This is a genomic window from Actinoplanes oryzae (genome assembly GCF_030757795.1).
Classification (GTDB): domain Bacteria; phylum Actinomycetota; class Actinomycetes; order Mycobacteriales; family Micromonosporaceae; genus Actinoplanes.
Window position 1 is genome coordinate 1 of record NZ_JAUQWH010000088.1, and the last position, 16400, is coordinate 16400.

General features: G+C 70.2%; 16 protein-coding genes. 3 read left to right on the top strand and 13 right to left on the bottom strand.

Features of this window, described 5'->3' with window-relative positions:
• Nucleotides 1-651: 651 nt before the first annotated feature.
• Together RBH18_RS25735 and RBH18_RS25740 are read right to left on the bottom strand one after the other, a co-directional pair.
• Nucleotides 652-1575 carry an LLM class flavin-dependent oxidoreductase gene (locus RBH18_RS25735; protein ID WP_306212192.1) on the bottom strand — a complete coding sequence of 308 codons (924 nt, stop codon included), beginning with the start codon at nucleotides 1573-1575 and terminating at the stop codon, nucleotides 652-654.
• A gap of 128 nt (nucleotides 1576-1703) precedes the next feature.
• Entirely contained in the window at nucleotides 1704-2630 is a 927-nt protein-coding gene (locus RBH18_RS25740) for an alpha/beta hydrolase (protein WP_306212194.1), read from the bottom strand.
• Nucleotides 2631-2713: 83 nt separating this feature from the next.
• On the opposite strand from RBH18_RS25740, the gene RBH18_RS25745 reads away from it, so the two are divergent.
• Nucleotides 2714-3601: an LLM class flavin-dependent oxidoreductase gene (locus RBH18_RS25745; RefSeq protein ID WP_306212196.1), complete on the top strand. Its 888-nt coding sequence runs from the start codon at nucleotides 2714-2716 to the stop codon at nucleotides 3599-3601.
• A gap of 1 nt (nucleotide 3602) precedes the next feature.
• Here RBH18_RS25745 and RBH18_RS25750 read toward each other — a convergent pair whose 3' ends face one another.
• Complete coding sequence (locus RBH18_RS25750) at nucleotides 3603-4256, bottom strand: GntR family transcriptional regulator (protein WP_306212198.1); 654 nt, start codon at nucleotides 4254-4256, stop codon at nucleotides 3603-3605.
• 181 nt (nucleotides 4257-4437) lie between these two features.
• Between RBH18_RS25750 and RBH18_RS25755 the strand changes: the two genes are divergently transcribed.
• Both RBH18_RS25755 and RBH18_RS25760 read left to right on the top strand, forming a co-directional pair.
• The gene (locus RBH18_RS25755; RefSeq protein ID WP_306212200.1) at nucleotides 4438-5592 is read left to right on the top strand and encodes an outer membrane protein assembly factor BamB family protein; all 1155 of its coding nucleotides are present in this window, start codon (nucleotides 4438-4440) and stop codon (nucleotides 5590-5592) included.
• Nucleotides 5593-5632: 40 nt separating this feature from the next.
• Entirely contained in the window at nucleotides 5633-6208 is a 576-nt protein-coding gene (locus RBH18_RS25760) for a MerR family transcriptional regulator (RefSeq protein ID WP_306212204.1), read from the top strand.
• Between the two features lie 3 nt (nucleotides 6209-6211).
• Here the strand turns inward: RBH18_RS25760 and RBH18_RS25765 are convergent, their stop codons facing one another.
• The 10 genes from RBH18_RS25765 to RBH18_RS25810 all read right to left on the bottom strand — a co-directional run bounded on the left by RBH18_RS25765 (nucleotide 6212) and on the right by RBH18_RS25810 (nucleotide 16290).
• The gene (locus RBH18_RS25765; RefSeq protein ID WP_306212206.1) at nucleotides 6212-7732 is read right to left on the bottom strand and encodes a ricin-type beta-trefoil lectin domain protein; all 1521 of its coding nucleotides are present in this window, start codon (nucleotides 7730-7732) and stop codon (nucleotides 6212-6214) included.
• Nucleotides 7729-8382, bottom strand: a complete 654-nt coding sequence (locus RBH18_RS25770) for a prepilin-type N-terminal cleavage/methylation domain-containing protein (RefSeq protein ID WP_306212208.1) — start codon at nucleotides 8380-8382, stop codon at nucleotides 7729-7731. The genes RBH18_RS25765 and RBH18_RS25770 overlap by 4 nt, the downstream gene beginning before the upstream one ends.
• Nucleotides 8379-10070: an Ig domain-containing protein gene (locus RBH18_RS25775; RefSeq protein WP_306212210.1), complete on the bottom strand. Its 1692-nt coding sequence runs from the start codon at nucleotides 10068-10070 to the stop codon at nucleotides 8379-8381. The genes RBH18_RS25770 and RBH18_RS25775 overlap by 4 nt, the downstream gene beginning before the upstream one ends.
• A gap of 69 nt (nucleotides 10071-10139) precedes the next feature.
• On the bottom strand, nucleotides 10140-10736 hold the full coding sequence (locus RBH18_RS25780; RefSeq protein ID WP_306212212.1) for a type IV pilus inner membrane component PilO: 597 nt from the start codon (nucleotides 10734-10736) through the stop codon (nucleotides 10140-10142).
• Nucleotides 10736-11455 carry a PilN domain-containing protein gene (locus RBH18_RS25785; RefSeq protein WP_306212213.1) on the bottom strand — a complete coding sequence of 240 codons (720 nt, stop codon included), beginning with the start codon at nucleotides 11453-11455 and terminating at the stop codon, nucleotides 10736-10738. Before RBH18_RS25785 ends, RBH18_RS25780 begins: the two co-directional genes overlap by 1 nt.
• On the bottom strand, nucleotides 11455-12480 hold the full coding sequence (gene pilM / locus RBH18_RS25790) for a type IV pilus assembly protein PilM (RefSeq protein ID WP_306212215.1): 1026 nt from the start codon (nucleotides 12478-12480) through the stop codon (nucleotides 11455-11457). The genes RBH18_RS25785 and pilM overlap by 1 nt, the downstream gene beginning before the upstream one ends.
• Nucleotides 12481-12490: 10 nt before the next feature.
• Nucleotides 12491-13273, bottom strand: coding sequence for a prepilin peptidase (locus RBH18_RS25795; RefSeq protein ID WP_306212217.1), 783 nt, complete (start codon nucleotides 13271-13273; stop codon nucleotides 12491-12493).
• Nucleotides 13274-13346: 73 nt separating this feature from the next.
• On the bottom strand, nucleotides 13347-13835 hold the full coding sequence (locus RBH18_RS25800; RefSeq protein WP_306212219.1) for a prepilin-type N-terminal cleavage/methylation domain-containing protein: 489 nt from the start codon (nucleotides 13833-13835) through the stop codon (nucleotides 13347-13349).
• A gap of 93 nt (nucleotides 13836-13928) precedes the next feature.
• Nucleotides 13929-15161 carry a type II secretion system F family protein gene (locus RBH18_RS25805; protein WP_306212220.1) on the bottom strand — a complete coding sequence of 411 codons (1233 nt, stop codon included), beginning with the start codon at nucleotides 15159-15161 and terminating at the stop codon, nucleotides 13929-13931.
• A gap of 1 nt (nucleotide 15162) precedes the next feature.
• Nucleotides 15163-16290: a type IV pilus twitching motility protein PilT gene (locus RBH18_RS25810; protein ID WP_306212222.1), complete on the bottom strand. Its 1128-nt coding sequence runs from the start codon at nucleotides 16288-16290 to the stop codon at nucleotides 15163-15165.
• Nucleotides 16291-16400 lie beyond the last annotated feature (110 nt).

Here is a 16400-nt window from a genome sequence, read left to right on the forward strand (position 1 = left end):
GCAAAAAGAAACCGAAGAAGTCAACCAATCCCCGGCCCCGCCGCACCGGTTAAAAACCAAGATAGGGTATGTCTGATTGCTGCGAGGTCTCGTCCTGCCTCATCCTGGCGCGGCGATGAGACAGGCAGCTCAGGCCGTCAAGGCGCTAGTGACCGCTACTAGCGTGTCCGGCTGGCTCAGAAGAACGTGACCTCGACACCTTCCGATCGATCAGCTCACCGCGATAGCCAAACGAGTTTCGCCATTCCCGCCCCGTCGTAGCGCGGAACCGCCTACGAAGGTGATGTGGCCAAGCGCAAAACCCCGCCCCGTCGTCGAGGTCGACAACCGCTACCCGAGCTCACCCTGACCGCGCCCAAGACCACCGCCATGACCCCTGAGCAGCGAGCCGCATTCGTCTCGCTGCTCACTCACATGATCGTCAGCTGGCGCCAGGAGCAGCACCTCGAACGGGCCCGCGCGGCAGCAGCGCAATCGGACGCTCGCCAACCAGAGGAAGTTCCAGGTCAGAGCCCTGCGCCATGATCGAAGAGTTCTTATGCCGTAACCTCAGCTCCACCCTTGGAAGCGGTAACACCGTCCAGCTCGACGAGTTGGGCGGTGTTTTGCATTCGCGCCCCGGGTCCGGGCGTGATCCAAGTCACACCGCGTTCAGTCCGGCAGCTCGGCGCGTACCGGATTGATGATCTCGTCGACCAGCCACCGCCCGACACCCTCGGGGTATCCCCGCGGGAGGCTCAGCACGACGTGGTTGATGCCGGCCCCGATGAGCTCCAGCGCTGCCTCACGGGCCGCCTCCGGCGCGTCGTACGAGATCACTATCTGCACCGACCGCGCGATCTCCGCGGGGTCCCGGCCGATCTCGGCGCACCGCTCGTCGAGGACCCGCGAGCGCTCGGCGACGAACTCGACGGTGTTGTGCGGCGGCCCGGGCACGTTCCAGATGTCGGCGTGCTCCGCCACCAGGCCGAGAGTCCGCCGGCCCCAGCCGCCGATCAGCAGCGGCGGCCCGCCGGCCTGGACCGGCTTCGGCTCGTTGCGGTTGTTCTTGAGCGTGTAGTACTTGCCCTCGAAGTCGAAGACGCTCTCGGTCCACATGCGCTTGAGGATGGTGACCGTCTCCCCGAGGCGCTCGATGCCCTCGCCGGGCGGGACGAGCGTGAGACCGTACGCCTCGTACTCCGCCACGGCCGGATTCTCGCCCGCGATGCCGCCGGTGTCCGGGGGCTGCACGGTCCCGCCGACGCCCAGCCCCATGACCAACCGGCCGTGCGAGACGACGTCGACCGTGGTGGCGATCTTGCCGAGGACGGCCGGCTGGCGGATGCGGTTGCTCGTCACGAGCAGGCCCAGCCGCAGCCGCTCGGTCTGCGCCGCGAGCGCCGCCAGCAGCGTCCATCCCTCGTATATCTTCCCGTCCTTCCGGCCGGCCAGCGGCAGCATGTGGTCCCAGAGCCAGGCGTGCTCGATCTCGGGCAACCCGTCGGCCTCCAGCCAGACCCGCCGGATGTCCTCGTAGTCGTTGTGCATCGGCGTCGTCTTGACGCCGAAGCTGACTTCGCCGTTCTTTCGCACGGGTTCCTGCACCTTTCGATCCCGGCCCGGGAAAGGCGTTCCGGCCGGCCCGGAGACATTGGCCGGCAGCTATGGCCGCAACAACGTAGCCCCGAAGGCTGCAGGCTACAAGTGCGGAAAGAACCGCGTTACGGGGCGAGCAGGCGGTTGAGCCAGTGGAAGCGGGCCGCCCGGGCGTCACGCGACAGCACCGCCTCGGGGAAGGCGCTGTCGAAGCCGTGGAAGCCGCCCGGCCACACGTGCAGCTCGGCGTCCCCGCCGGCCTGCCAGAGGCGGTTCGCGTAGGCGACGTCCTCGTCGCGGAAGGACTCGGCCGAGCCGACGTCGAGGTACGCGGGCGGCAGTCCCGACAGGTCCGTGGCGCGCGCCGGGGCGGCGTACGGGGAGGTGTCGGGGCCGCCGACGGCGTCGCCGAGGAGGGCGCCCCAGCCGGTGGCGTTCGACGTACGGTCCCAGGTGTCCACGCCCGCCATCTGCCGCACCGAGAAGGAGTCGTTCCGGTCGTCCAGCATCGGGCACAGCAGCAGCTGACCGCGCAGTGCCGGGCCACCCCGGTCGCGGGCCATGAGCGCCACGGCGGCCGCGAGACCGCCGCCCGCGCTGCCGCCCGCCACGATCAGCCGCTCCGGGTCGAAGCCGAGCTCGGCGGCGCGGGAGGCGGTCCATTCGAGGCCGGCGTAGCAGTCCTCGACCGGCGCCGGGTGCGGGTGCTCGGGCGCCAGCCGGTAGTCCACCGACACGACGACCAGACCGAACTCCTCCGCCCAGTCCAGCGCCTCCAGCACGCCGGAGCGGTTGTCGCCGAGCACCATGCCGCCGCCGTGGATCCAGTAGATGCAGCCCCGGGCGGCGGGGAAGGCGACCGGCCGCAGGATCAGCAGCGGCACGGGGGTGTCCCGGTGGTCCTCGACCGTGAACATGCCGCCGCGGCTCAGCTCGGCGTCGGTGAGGCGGAACTCGGCCCGCTCGGCTCGCGCGGCGGGGATGTCCGCGGGCAGCAGAGGCGGCGAGACGAAGGTGGCGAACTCGCGGTCGAACGGGGGCGGCGTAGTCATGATCACAGGTTAAGCGGCGCGCGGAATCTGCGGTGAGCAGAGAACGGATGCTTTCCGGGGCGAGGTGCCGCGATTATCGACGCATGGTCGAATTCTCGCTTCAGGTTCAGCCGGAGAGCGCCGGCGAATGGTTGGAGACCGCGCGGCGCGCCGAGGCGGCCGGGTTCGATGCGTTGCTGGTGGCCGATCACCCGGGCGTGTGCGTGGCACCGTTCGTGGCGCTCGCCGCGGCGGCCGCGGTGACGGAGACGATCAAGCTCGGCTCGTACGTGGTCAACGCCGGCGTCCGCGAGCCGATGCTGCTCGCCACCGATGTCGCGACGCTGGACCTGATCTCGGGCGGGCGTGCGCTCCTCGGGCTCGGCGCGGGTCACACGCCGGTCGAGTGGGAGGCGGTGGGGCGGGTCCGCCCGGATGTTCGGGGGCGGGTGGACCGCTGCATCGCCGTGGCGGAGGCGACGACGCGGCTGCTGGCCGGGGAGAAGGTGAGCTGGGACGGCGACGGCCTGACCATGCGCGACGCCGAGCTGAGCAAGCCACCGCCGGTGGCGGACAAGGTGCCCCTGCTCCTGGGTACGGCCAACTCCCGCCTGCTGCGCTGGGCCGGTGCGCACGCCGACATCGTCGGGCTGTCCGGGCTGGGCCGCACGCGCGAGGACGGCCACACCCACGATGCGCGGTGGCGCCTCGAGCAGATCGACGCGCAGGTGGCGCTGGCGCGGGAGGGCGGCGACGCCACCCTGGAAGTGCTCGTGCAGAAGGTGCAGCCGGACCTCGGCGAGTGGACCGGGGACCTCGGCATGTCCGAGGAGGAGCTGCGCCAGGTGCCGTTCCTGCTCATCGGCGACGAGGAGGAACTGCTGGCGGCCGTACGCCGGAATCGTGAGCGATGGGGGATCACGCGCTACGCCGTACGCCGGGAAGCCCTTGATGTCCTGGAACCGATCCTGCCGCGGCTCAAGGCGGCGTGACTCACTCGTCCGCGAACAGCTCCCGCTCCACCTTGGCCCGGTAGTCGACGTAGATCTGCCGGTAGCGGGCCGCGGCGCCCTGCGTGTCGCCGCGGTCCAGCAGGCCGAGGATGTCGTCGTGGCCGGCCACCCAGATCGGGAAGATGTCGCTCTCGGCGGTCATCACCAGGATGCGGTTGGTGCGGGCGACGACGAGGTCCACGAGCGACTGCAGCTCGCGGTTGCCGCTGGCGAGGATGACCACGCTGCTGAACTCCGCCCCCGCCGGCGCGGCGCCGAGGACGTTGCCCGAGCGCAGCCCCTCCACGAAGTCCTTCTGGTGGCGGCGCATCTGGTCGAGGTGGGTGCTGGTCAGGTTGTCGACGCCCCACTCGAAGCCGGCGCAGGCCAGGACGCTCATCACGTCGATCAGCTCGAGGGCGTTCTTCTGGGTCACCTTGGTGACGTGGCGCGTGCGGTTGGGCGCGATGTCGATGAGGCCCTCGACGGAGAGCTGGGCTATCGCCTCGCGGACGGGGGTGATGCTCACCCCGAGTCGGGCGGCCAGCTCGGCGTCCTTGATCAGCGTGCCGGGCGGCAGCTCCCCGGTGACGATCTCGTTGCGGAGCTGGCGCACCACGGCAGCCGTGCGGGTCGGCGGGACCGTGTAGGACATACCGGCAGCCTACCGACAGTCACGAAGATGGCGCTGACCCGTACCCTTGGCGCGCCGGAAAGAGCATGCTGGGTTCGTGGCTTTGATTGATCTTGATTACCCTTTGCCCCCCGCCCGGACCGGCACCCGCCGGCCGCCGCGGGTGCCACGCGCGGCTCTGCTCCTGCCGGCGATCGCGGCCTTGCTGATCACTCTGGGTGGTGCCGCGCCGCCGGGCCGGCCGCTGGTCCAGGTGCTCTCGATCGGGGGTACGGCCACCGCCGGCTTCAGCCTCGCCCCCGGGGCCCTCTTCGCCGCCGAGCTCGGGGCGGGCGCGTCGGCGGGCATCCGGCGGTACGACGTGGAGTCCGGCCGCGTGGTCTGGTCGGTGACCGTGCCGCACGTCGTGAAGCACCTCTGGTACGACGAGAGCAGTGGGCTGCTGCTGGCCCGCGCGGGTGACACGGCGCGGACGACGGTGCTGGACGGTGCCGACGGCAGGCAGCTCTGGCACCTCGGCGATGCGGAGTCGTCGATCCTGATGCTGGCCGGTGGTCAGGTGTTGCTGCGCGGCGATCGGACCGGACTGCGTCTCGTCGACGGGCGTACGGGCGGGCTGATCTGGAGGGTGCCGATCGCGGCGCGGGCGGACGTGCACTACGACGACGGTGCCCCCGGTCCGCCGCAGCGGATCACTGTGGTCGGTCTCGACGGGCACGTGCTGACCCTCCGGTACGCCGACGGGGCGCGGCTGGGCGAGGGCGAGCTGGGCGTACCCCTGTCGGCCGAGACCGAGCCGGGCAGCGGCGCGGACTATGCGGGCGCTTCGATCGTGGGCGACCGGCTGTATCTGTCGCGTGAGGAGCGAGGGCAGGGGGTGCTGACCGCCTTCCGGTTGCCCGGGCTGACGGTGATCTGGCGGCGGTCCGGAGTGCCCTCGGGTTACCTCGGCGACTGCGGCGCGGTGGTGTGCGTGACCGACAGTACGGGGGTGACGGCGCTCGACCCGGCGGACGGATCCGTGCGCTGGTCCCACCCCGGCTGGATCGGCGCGGTCGCCTTCCCCGGGGGACGGCTGATGGGGTACGAGGGCACGCCCGAGCAGGCGGCGGAAGTCGACGCCACGACGGGCGAGGTGCTCCGGCGCATCGGGCCGACCCAGTGGGCCGACGGCGTGGAGCTGCGGGAGGACAGGACGACGGCGGAACGCGTCTGGATCCGCCGGGACGTCCGGGGCGCCGGGGTGGCCGGGGCGATCACGACCGCGGGGGCGTACGCGTGCGACGTGGAACCGCCCTACCTGGCCTGCCCGACGATCTTCGGGGCGACCGGGGTCTGGCGCCTCCCCGCGACCTGAGGCTTGCACCTCACGCTACGGGAGGTCTTAGCGTCATGGCATGAGCACGGAGACATGGAGCATCGGCGAGCTGGCCCGGGCGACCGGACTCACCGTGCGTACCCTGCACCATTACGACGACATCGGGCTGGTCCGCCCGTCGCACCGCAGCCGGGGCGGGCACCGCCGCTACGACTACGACGACGTGCGGCGGCTGCACCGGGTCCTGGCCCTGCGCGGCTTCGGGTTCGGCCTGCCCGCCATCGCCGGCCTGCTCGACGGCGACGGTCCCGGGGCCCGCGAGGTGCTGCTGAGGCAGCTCGACCAGGTCACCGACCGCATCGACCGGGCCCGGGCGCTGCAGCGGCGCCTGACGATGGTGCTGGGGCAGTTCGACGACGCGGGCTACCGGTCCGCGACGGCCCTCATCAGTCTCATGGAAGGAATGATCGCGGTGGAGCACACGTACACACCCGAGGAGCTCGAGCTCATGGCGGCCGCCCGCCGCCGGGCGACCGAAAGTCTCTCCACTGAGGAGCGCGCGGCCCTGGCCGAGCGCCGCCGGCAGTCCTGGGAGGCGATGACCCCGGAGCAGCAGGCGGAGATGATCAGCAGCCGCCCCTCCCTGCCGCACTGAGCGCTACTTCTCCAGGGTGTTGGTGACGGCCAGCGGCTTGGTGAAGTTGGCTGGGGCGTTCCACTTCTGCAGGTCCGAGCTGGTGCAGGCGGCGATCTTCACCTTGGCCGTGCCGTCCTTGTGCGTGTCCGGGTTGGCCACGGTGAGGTCGGTGGGCGTCAGGCAGTAACCGCTGCTGGAGACGATGCGGTAGCTCGTCGCGTAGTCGCCGGTCTTGCCCCAGACCGTCCAGAGCAGGTTGCTGCTGAGGGTGCCGGTGGCCGCGCACTGGGTCAGCGTGACATAGCCGGCGGTCGTGGCCGGGGGCGTGAGGCAGTAACCCGCGCCGTCGCTGCCCGCCGTGCGGATGCGGCCCGGGACGGCGTCGGCGGCGGAGGTCGCCTGCGTCGGCAGCGTCCATTGCTGGTTCCAGGCGACCGCGCCGTTGGGGTCCTGCTTGCAGAACCACACGATCATGTAGTCGGACTTCTGGTTGAGGTTGGTGACGTCCAGGCAGCGGCTGAACTGGCGGCGGTTCACGACCTGGTTGGTCTTCTCCGATGCCATGCCGGCGCCCACGCTGGTCTGCATGCGGAAGACCGATCGGTTGCTCGCGGTGTTGCAGCCGTCGAGGATCAGGTCGCTCGGGACGCCGGCGCTCGCCGCGTTCAGGCAGTAGCTGCCCGTCACCGTCTTGCCGTTCTTGTCGGTGGTGGAGGCGACGAACCGCGAGTTGTTGTCCAGGCTCCACTGCTGGCTCGGGATCCGGCCGGCGCACGGCTGGAAGACCACCGCGGCCTTCGACCCGTAGGTGGCCTGCAGGCACATGCCCTTCGTCGCCTTGGGCCCGATCGAGCCGGAGAGCATGATGTTGAGGTCCGTGTTGTAGACGAAGCGCTGGGAGCCGGTGCCGCCCTCGGGGCAGAGCTTCATCGTCACCTTGGTGCCGGCGTCCGGGACGGCGTTGTCGCCGCCGTCGATGCAGAGCGGGTTGACGACGGGCTCGGCCAGCTGGATGGCGCCGCCGCTGATGTTCTCGTTGTTGATTTTGAAGGAGTAGGTGGCCTGGATGGTCCGGGTGCCGCTGTCGCCGGGCGCGGGCTTCGTGCCGGGGACGCTCGTCCCGGTCGACGTGATGATCGCCGTCCCCGGCACATCCGTCGGCGGGCAGGACAGCTTCGCTGCCGGGGTGCCCGTCTCGGTGTCCGCGATGCCGTAGTAGACGAGCGAGACGGAAAATTGCGGGCCGTCCTTGACCTGCGAGCCGGACATGCCGGTGCAGGGCGGCAGGCTGCTGATGTCGCCCTGGAGATCCTCCGAGCCGGCCGCGGTCTTGCCGGCCGACCGCAGCTGGGCCACCGCGGCGTCGATGCCCGCCTGCGCCACGTCGAGCGCGGTTGTCCGGTTGGTGACCGTCCGGGTGCCGGCGACCTGGTTCACCACGATCGGCACCATGGCGGCCGTCAGCGACATGGCGACGAGCACGACGAGCATCGCCATCGGCATGGACCCCTCGTCGGAGGGGCGGGGGAATGCTCGCCTCACGTCGGCCTCCCTGCGCTGCAAGCGTTCGTCGCCTTCGTGTCGGACGAGGTGTTGAGCGCGGTGAATGTGGTGTCGATCTCGGTCGTGCCGCCGCCGGTCACCTGGGCGGTCAGACGGATGCGCAGACGCTGGTTCGCGGTCACGAATTCGTTGCCGACGGAGGCGCTCGCGTACGGCTGCGCCCCGGCCGACTGCAGCTCGAAGTAGGGCGGCCGGCTCGAGTCGGTGACGATCTGGGACGCGATCGTGCGGCCCCGGGTGCCGGGCGCCGGGGGACTGCCCGCCGTCCAGGTCAGCAGCTGGAGCACGCCGGCGTTGGTGCTGCCGGCCCCCGGCTGGAGCCGCAGCTGGTAGCAGTCGGTGGTGAGCGGACCGGCGAACTCCACGTACGTGGCACCGTCGCCGCTGTAGGTGCCGGGAGTGGCGATCCAGGACGCGTACCGCAGCTGCCGGTCGAAGTTCTGGAACGCGCGCGCGAGCTGGCTCTGCGCGTCGCTCAACGTCTCCGTCGCGGTCACGGTCCGGTAGACCTGCAGGATCGCGCCCGTGAACAGCACCAGGAGCACCGACATGATGCCCATGGTCACCATGACCTCGGCCAGCGAGAAGCCGTCGTCGCCGCGGCGCTCGGAGAACCGGCGGCCGCTCACTTCACGGTCCAGACGAACATCAGGTTGGCGGCCGTCGTCGAGCTCTTGACAGTCAGCTTCACGGTCCAGGCGCCCTTCGTCGTGGGCTTGCCGGTGATCGCGCCGGTCGAGGTGTTGATGGACAGGCCGGGCGGCAGGTTCGTGGCGCTCCACGTGTACGTACCGCTCGGCGCCGCGGCCGGGTTGAGGGTGACCGCCGCGTTCTGGGTGGTGCTCTGGTCCGGCGGCCCGGTCGGGCTGGGCGATGTGATGCGCAGGTCCAGGCTGGAGTTCTGGGTGACGAGCACGATCACGTCCATCGTCGCGGTGCCGCCGGCCGCGTCCGTCACGGTCACCGTGGTGATGTAGCGCGAGCCCCGGATCAGCTGGCCGCTCACCGCACCGGTCGAGCCGTTGATCGAGGTGCCGTCGGGCAGGTTGGTGGCCGTCCAGGTGTACGGCTTCAGGCCGCCCGACGCGGCGTTCTGCAGGTTGTACGTGACGATGGTGCCGTTCGTGCCGGCCTGCGTACCCGGGTTGGCGAGCGTGACCGGGGTCAGCACCCGCCAGGAGAACGAGACCGTCTTCGTCTGCGGCGTCGGGGTGCCCGAGTCGGTGACCGTGATCTGGGTCGTCGTCGTGGCCGCGGTGGTCGGCGTGCCGGTGATGACGCCGGTCGTCGCGTTGAGCGACAGGCCGGCGGGCAGGCCGGTGGCCTTCCAGGCGAGCGGCGTGATGCCGCCCGTCGCCGTGACGGCCAGGGTGAGCGCCGTGCCGGTGCGGCTGGTCTGGTCGCCCGGGCTGGTCAGCGCCAGCGGCTGCACGATGGTCCAGGCGAACGCCGACGTGTCGGCCCGCTTGTCCTTGTCGAGCACCTTGACCGTGACGGAATAGCTGCCGGCGGTCGTCGGTGTCCCGCTGATGAGGCCGGTGTCGGCCGCGATGGTCATGCCCGTCGGCAGCCCGGTCGCGGACCAGGTGAGCGGCAGCCGGCCGCCGGTGGCGGTCATCTGCAGGCTGGTGGCCGTGGCGATGTAGCTGCTCTGCGGGTCGAGGTCGATGATCGACGGCGCCGCGGTGTTGATGTTGAAGACGGGGTCCTCGCCGTTGCTGACGAGGGTGGAGCCCACGACGGTGCCCTGCGTCCAGGTGACGCTCACGACGACCCAGAAGAACGGGACGGTGTTCTTGGCGCTCTGCGCGCCGCAGTCGCCGGTCGTGGTGATCGAGCTCGTGATCTTCTGCTGCCAGCAGTAGCCGACGTAGAAGTTCTGGTTGAAGGTGGCCTTGCCGATCGTGACCGGGACCGGCCGCGTGGGCAGGGGCGCGGCGACGCCGAGCGTCGAGCCGGCCGGCAGGGTCGTCGGCGGGGCGGCGGTGTCGAAGGGGAAGTTGAACGCCTTCACCTGGCTGGGCGCCGCATTCCACTGCTGCAGGACCTCGACGGGACCGCGGCCGGACAGCAGCGCGGTCGGGTCCAGGGCCCGCACCCGCTCGAGTCCGTCGTTGAGGATCTGGACCGCCTGCTGCCGGGTGCGCTGCTGGTTGCTCACCGACAGCGTGCGGACCATGAACGGCGCCGCGGCCGCCATGACCGTGCCGATGATGACGATGGCGACGATGACCTCGACCAGCGTGTAGCCCTCGTCCCCGGGCGCGCGGTCACCCCGCGCGCGCGGCGCGGCGGTGCGGGCCCGTTCGTGGGACATGCCGGTCCATCTCTCTTCCGACAGCGGTTATCACCGTCTTTATCGAGCGGTGGCGGCGCGACTTGAGGGTCAGTCGGTGGTGACCTGGGGTGCATCCGCCGCGACCGGCGGCGCCACGAAGGCTTTGAGCTGCAGCGAAATGCTGGTCTTGGCGGGGTCGTCCGCGTCCATGCTGGCCGTCCAGGTGGCCGAGTTGAGCAGGACGGCGCGTTTCTGGCCGCCACCCTGCAACTGCTCCAGGAAGTCGCCGAGTGCCGCCGGCTTGCCCGTCACGGTCAGCTGGATCGGCAGCTCGAGCACGCCGGTCGAGTCCTTGGACTCCGCCGGGCTGCCGACGGTCATGCCGCCGACCTCGACCCCGAGGTCCGTGCCGGACTGCTGGAGCTGGCGCAGGAAAGCCGAGGTGCCGGCGTCGGAGGGCAGGGCTTCCTGGTACGTCTTCAGGGCGGCCTTGAGTTCGGCCAGGTTGGCCTTCTCCTTCTTCAGCGCCACGATGCGCTTGCGCAGGACCGTGGCCTGGGACAGGGAGGTGTCGGTCTGTTCCTGAAGATCGTTGGCCTCGGTGTACTGCGGGCTGATCAGCAGGAACCAGGCGGCCACCGACATCAGGACGATGGTGACGAATCCCGCCGCCATCCAGAGCCGGTCCGCGTGCCTGCCGCCCATCAGTTGCCTCCGTCGGTGTCGCACTTGTCGCCGAAGCGCCCGCACAGCGCGGCCGAGGTGATGTCGAGGTCGAGGCTGAAGTCGACACCCTCGTCGGCTCCCTCGCCCACCTGATTGATCGAGGTCAGGAAGGGGTTGGCGACCAGGGTCTGTTTGCCGAGCGTCTCGATGTACGCCGCCACGGCCTCCTTGTCCGGCCCGTGCCCGGTGATCACCAGGGTGCCGACCGCCGCGGTGCCGGACGTGCCGGTGCTCGTCGAGCCGGTCTCACCGGCCGCGGCGGTGTCACTGGTCAGGGACCCGTTGATGCCGCCGAGGGTCAGCCCGGCGCCCGCGGCCGTGTCGTTCAGCGTGTCGATCAGCCGGGCCCAGCCGAGGTCGTTCTTCATCACGGCCTGCAGCTGCTTCGAGAGCGTCTGCGTGTCGTTCTGCACGTCCACCACCTCGGCGTAGTCCCGCTGGTCGCGCTGCAACGACGTCACCTCGCCGGTGGCGTTGGTCAGCTCCGCGTCGGCGGCCTGCGTGTCCTGGTTGGCGAGGTAGAACCATCCGCCGAGCAGCATCGCCACCAGCAGCACGATGACGATCACCCAGCCCCGGGTGCGCCGCGCCCGGCGGGCCAGCGAGATCTCCTCCGGCAGCAGGCTCGCGGACAGCGTGAGCAGCCGGTTGACCCGCTGCGGGGTGGATGCCGGGTCGACCGGCGTGAGGGTGGCCATCAGGCTGCCGCTCCCAGGGTGAGGCCGATCGAGACCGCGCCGGCCGGCACGAAGCTGTCGAAGCCGCGCTCGCGGGCCTTGCGGGTGTCGCGCAGGCGGGAGGCGCTGTCGGCGTACATCACCGAGACACCGAGCTCCTTCTGGACGTGCTGGGCGAGGCCGGGCATGAGCGCGCTGCCCCCGCAGAGCGCCACCCGGGTCACCTGCTTCTGCCGCTCACCCGACGCGAGGTACGTGAACGAGCTGCGCAGCTCGTTGATGAGCGGCCTGATCGCGTCGCCGGCGGCGGTTGCGGTGTCGGGCCGGCCGTCGCCGTGCAGGCCGAAGCGGCACTTGAGCGCCTCCGCCTCGGGCGCGGGGATGCCCAGCCGGGTGGCGATGCTCTCGGTGATCTCGACCCCGCCGCGCGGCACGGTACGCACGATGAGCGGCTCACCGTCGGCGTGCACCACCACGCTGGTCACCTCGGCGCCGATGTCCACGAGCGCCTCCACCTGGGCGTCGAGCCGGGAGGCCGCGCGCAGCAGGGCGAAGGAGGCGAGGTCGACGTTGACGACATGCAGCCCGGCCTTCTCGACGGCCTGGACGAGCTCCATCACCGCGTCCTTGGGCATGGCGACGAGCAGTCCGCGCACGGTCGGGCTGGTGCCCGGGTCCTCCAGCGGCCGGAAGTCCAGCAGCGACCGCTCGACCGCGAGCGGCAGCATGTCTCGGACCTGGAACGGCAGCGAGCGGCGCATCTCCTTTTGCGGCAGGTTGGAGACGGTCATCTCGCGGACCACCAGCTGCGGGTTGGTCATGCCGAGCCGGACGTGCTTGGTGTTGAACTTGCAGGCGGCCCAGAGCTGCTTGAGCGCCGACGTGACCGCGACCGCGTCGGTGAGGACGCCGCCCTGCATGGTGCCGGGCGGCAGCGGGATCTGCCCGAAGTTGGAGAGGTTGAACTCGTCCTTCGCCTTGCGCACCTCCACGGCACGGATGGACGACGAGCCGATGTCCAGCCCGATCGGGTTGACGCCTGCCATCGAGTTCCTTTCAGACGGTGGGCGTGAGCAGGGACGAGTACCAGCCGGCGATGGGGGCGCCGGCGAAGATCGCGAGGAAGGCCCCGGCGAGCAGGAAGGGCCCGTACGGGATGCGGCTCCTGCCGGTCGCCCGGCGCATCGCCATGAGCGCGCCCCCGGCGACGCCGCCCAGCACGAAGCCGGCGAAGAGCCCGACGAGCACCCAGCTCCAGCCGAGCCAGCCCAGGTGGAAGGCGAGCAGGGGAGCGAGCTTGATGTCGCCCCCGCCCATCCCGAACAGGCCGATGATCGTGAAGAGCACCCACACCACGGCCGCCGCGATCAGGCCCCGGGTAGCGGCGTCCCACCGGTCGTCGATGATCATCGCCGGGAGCAGCAGGATCAGCGCGACGCTGTAGGACGGCAGCACGATCTGGTCGGGCAGGCGGTAGACGTCGAGGTCGATCAGGGCCAGGGCGACGGCGACGGCGGCCAGGTAGAGGAACGCGGGCAGCTCCCACGACCAGCCGAACTTCGCCGCCACAGCCACGAACAGCGCCGCGGTGCCCGCTTCGACGAGCGGGTACCGGACGCTGATCGGCGCCTCGCAGTCCGCGCACCTGCCGCGCAGCAGCAGCCAGCCGGCGACGGGGATGTTGTGCCGGGGACGGACCTCGTGCCCGCAGCGCGGGCAGTGCGAGCCGGGCCGGACCAGGGACTCGCCCCGGGGCACCCGGTGGATCACCACGTTGAGGAAGGAGCCGGTCACCAGGCCGAGCACGCCGACGATGCCCAGCAGGAACAGCTGCGGCATCTCGGTCTCCTCTCTGCGGTACGTGCTGACGGTCCCGGCCGGAGCCGCGCGGGCACCGGCCGGAACCAGGGAATCAGCTGGTGGGCGCGCCGGAGTCGATCGAGCAGTTGGCGAGCTCACTGATCGTGCTGACGGGCTTCACCGAGCCGCCGGCGGTGCTGTTGTAGACGTAGACCTTGCCGCTGCCGGCCTTGTTGGTGGCGCAGATGGTGTACTTGGTCGTCGTGCCGAAGTAGCGCATCTGCGTGTTCTCCGAGAGCGTGACCAGACCGGTCGAGCCGGTGGTGTTGCCCAGGTGGAACGACGCGGTCTTCACGTCCGTGTCGGCGGGCAGCACCGGGTAGACGTTGCCGTTGTCCGTGAAGTACTGCTCGACGGCGCTGATGGCGCCGCGCACGTCGGACTGGGCCGACTTGTCGGCAGCGCCCTGCCGGTAGTTCAGGTAGACCGGAACAGCGATGGCGACCAGCACGCCGATGATGACCACGACCACCAGGAGCTCGATGAGGGTGAAGCCCTCGTCGTCCTTCTTCGTGCGCATCCGGGCGATGATGTCCTGCATTGGGGGTGCCTCCGTGGGCGTCAGGGTGGTGCGGGGACGGGGATGGGTGGTGACGTTGACCGGAGACCGGTCGCTACTGCTCCAGAGCCGGCGTCAGCTGGTCTGGATGTTCTGGTAGATCGTGAACATCGGCAGGTACAGGCAGATCACCATCCCGCCGACGACGGCACCCATGACGAGCACCATGATCGGTTCGATCGAGGCGGTGAGGGACTCGGCGGCGCTGTCGACTTCCCTGTCGTAGAAATCGGCAACCTTGTCGAGCATCTGACTGATTTGACCGCTTTCTTCGCCCACTTCGATCATCTGCGTGACCATCTGGGGGAAGATCTTGTGGTGCCGCATGGCCGAGGACATCGGCTGGCCGTCGCGCACGGCGGACTGCACGTCCTTCATGGCCATGTTGATGACCTCGTTGCCCGTCGTCTCGCCGACGACCGTGAGCGCCTGCATCACCGGCACGCCGACGTTGAGCAGCAGGCCGAGGTTGCGCGAGAAGCGGGACATCGCCAGCTTGCTGAAGAGCGGGCCGAAGACCGGCATCCGCAGCTTCGTGCGGTCCACGAAGAGCCTGTACTCGTCGCTGGCCCGGACCTGCCGCTTGTGCACCGTGGTGAGTGCGATGCCCAGCCCGATGGCCAGCGGGCCGATCCAGTACATGTTGTGGCTGGCGTCGACCAGGAACTGGGTGATCCCCGGCAGCTCGCCGCCGAGGTTCTTGAACATGTCCTCGAAGATCGGGACGATGAAGATCAGCACGGCCGCGATCAGCACGAACGTGAAGCAGAGCACGATGATCGGATAGGTCAGCGCACTCTTGATCTTGCCGCGGAGCGCGGTGTCCTTCTCCAGGCTGTCCGCGACCTGCTCCAGGGCGCGGTCGATCATACCGCCGGCCTCGCCCGCCCGGACCATGGCGACGAAGAGGCGCGGGAACACCTTGTCGTGCTTGGCCAGCGACGCCGAGAGCGAGACACCGCCCGCGACATCCGTACGCACCTCGCCGAGCGCCTTCTTGAGCGGCGGCGCGGAGGTCTGCTCCTCGAGGATCGCCAGCGAGCGCAGCAGCGACATGCCCGAGGCGGTCATCGTCGCGAACTGCCGCGCGAACACGGCCAGATCCTTGAGCTTGACCTTGTTGCCCAGCCCCGGGATCGAGATCTCGCGGTTGAGCCCCTGGCCCGCCTCCATCAGCTCCAGCGGCACCTCGCCCCGCTGGCGCAGCAGGTGCGACGCCGCGGTCTCGTTCGCCGCCTCCACCGTGCCCTTGATCTTGCGCCCGGTCGAGTCGATGCTGTTGTACTGGAAAGTCTTGGTGGCCGGCATGTCACACCCGTCCGATCAGGCGTTTGAGTTCGTCCGCGGAGTGGCAGATCTCCAGCGCCGCCTGCATCGTCACGATGCCCTCGCGCACCCGGTCGGCCAGGTGCTGATCGAAGGCGAGCATGCCCTCGTTGCCGCCGGCCTGCATGAAGGACGGGATCTGGTGCGACTTGCCCTCGCGGATCAGGCTCCGGATGGCGGGCGTGGCGGTCAGGATCTCGCAGACCACCGCGCGGCCCTTGCCGTCGGCGCGCGGCGCGAGCGCCTGGGTGACGACGCCCTGCAGCGAGGCCGCCAGCTGCGCGCGGATCTGCAGCTGCTGGTGCGGCGGGAAGATGTCGATGACACGGTCGATGGTCTGCGTGGCGCTCTGCGTGTGCAGGGTCGCCAGCACCAGGTGACCGGTTTCCGCCGCGGTCAGCGCCGTGGCGGTGGTCTCCAGGTCGCGCAGCTCGCCGACCAGGATGATGTCGGGGTCCTGGCGCAGCGCGTGCTTGAGGGCCGCGGCGAAGGTCTCGGTGTCGGCGCCGACCTCGCGCTGGTTGACCACGCTGCGCTTGTGCGGGTGCAGGAACTCGATCGGGTCCTCGATGGTGATGATGTGGTCGGCGCGGCTGCGGTTGGCCAGGTCGAGCACCGAGGCGAGGGTCGTGGTCTTGCCCGAGCCGGTCGGGCCGGTGACCAGGACCAGGCCGCGCGGCAGGTGGGCGAAGCGGGCGACCGAGTCGGGCATGCCCAGCTCGTCCAGCGGCTTGATCTTGTGCGGGATGGCCCGGAAGACCGCGCCGCAGGAGTTGCGCTGCACGTAGAGGTTGCCGCGGAAGCGGGAGACGCCCGGGATGCTGTGCGCGAAGTCGAGCTCCTGCTCCTTCTGGAAGGTCTCCCACTGGGCCGGGGAGACGGCCGCGCGGGCCAGCAGGGCGGTGTCGGCGGAGTTGAGCGCGCCGTAGCCGGCCAGCGGGCGCAGGCCGCCGTCGACCCGGATCATCGGCGGCGAGCCCACGGTCAGGTGCAGGTCGGAGCCCCGCGACTCGACCATCAGCACCAGCATCTGGTCGAGGACGGCCAGGTCACCCGCGGGCGGCCCGGCGGGGGCGGCCTGCTGCGGTACTTCCTGCTCCAGCGTGTACATCCGCGGCACCGTCATTCTCGAGACTTCTCTGACGCCACCCTCATTCGGCATCGCCGGTGGCCGGTTTAGGACCTGTTCCCGGAGATTTGTGCGGGCATAAGGAGGGTTTT

Bases quoted from the DNA above. Each gene is read 5' to 3' on its own strand.
- RBH18_RS25795 (WP_306212217.1), bottom strand. From the start codon at position 13,273: ATGCCGCAGCTGTTCCTGCTGGGCATCGTCGGCGTGCTCGGCCTGGTG.
- pilM (WP_306212215.1), bottom strand. From the start codon at position 12,480: ATGGCAGGCGTCAACCCGATCGGGCTGGACATCGGCTCGTCGTCCATC.
- RBH18_RS25780 (WP_306212212.1), bottom strand. From the start codon at position 10,736: ATGGGCGGCAGGCACGCGGACCGGCTCTGGATGGCGGCGGGATTCGTC.
- RBH18_RS25750 (WP_306212198.1), bottom strand. From the start codon at position 4,256: ATGTCCTACACGGTCCCGCCGACCCGCACGGCTGCCGTGGTGCGCCAG.
- RBH18_RS25800 (WP_306212219.1), bottom strand. From the start codon at position 13,835: ATGCAGGACATCATCGCCCGGATGCGCACGAAGAAGGACGACGAGGGC.
- RBH18_RS25810 (WP_306212222.1), bottom strand. From the start codon at position 16,290: ATGTACACGCTGGAGCAGGAAGTACCGCAGCAGGCCGCCCCCGCCGGG.
- RBH18_RS25760 (WP_306212204.1), top strand. From the start codon at position 5,633: ATGAGCACGGAGACATGGAGCATCGGCGAGCTGGCCCGGGCGACCGGA.
- RBH18_RS25775 (WP_306212210.1), bottom strand. From the start codon at position 10,070: ATGTCCCACGAACGGGCCCGCACCGCCGCGCCGCGCGCGCGGGGTGAC.
- RBH18_RS25805 (WP_306212220.1), bottom strand. From the start codon at position 15,161: ATGCCGGCCACCAAGACTTTCCAGTACAACAGCATCGACTCGACCGGG.
- RBH18_RS25745 (WP_306212196.1), top strand. From the start codon at position 2,714: ATGGTCGAATTCTCGCTTCAGGTTCAGCCGGAGAGCGCCGGCGAATGG.
- RBH18_RS25740 (WP_306212194.1), bottom strand. From the start codon at position 2,630: ATGACTACGCCGCCCCCGTTCGACCGCGAGTTCGCCACCTTCGTCTCG.
- RBH18_RS25785 (WP_306212213.1), bottom strand. From the start codon at position 11,455: ATGGCCACCCTCACGCCGGTCGACCCGGCATCCACCCCGCAGCGGGTC.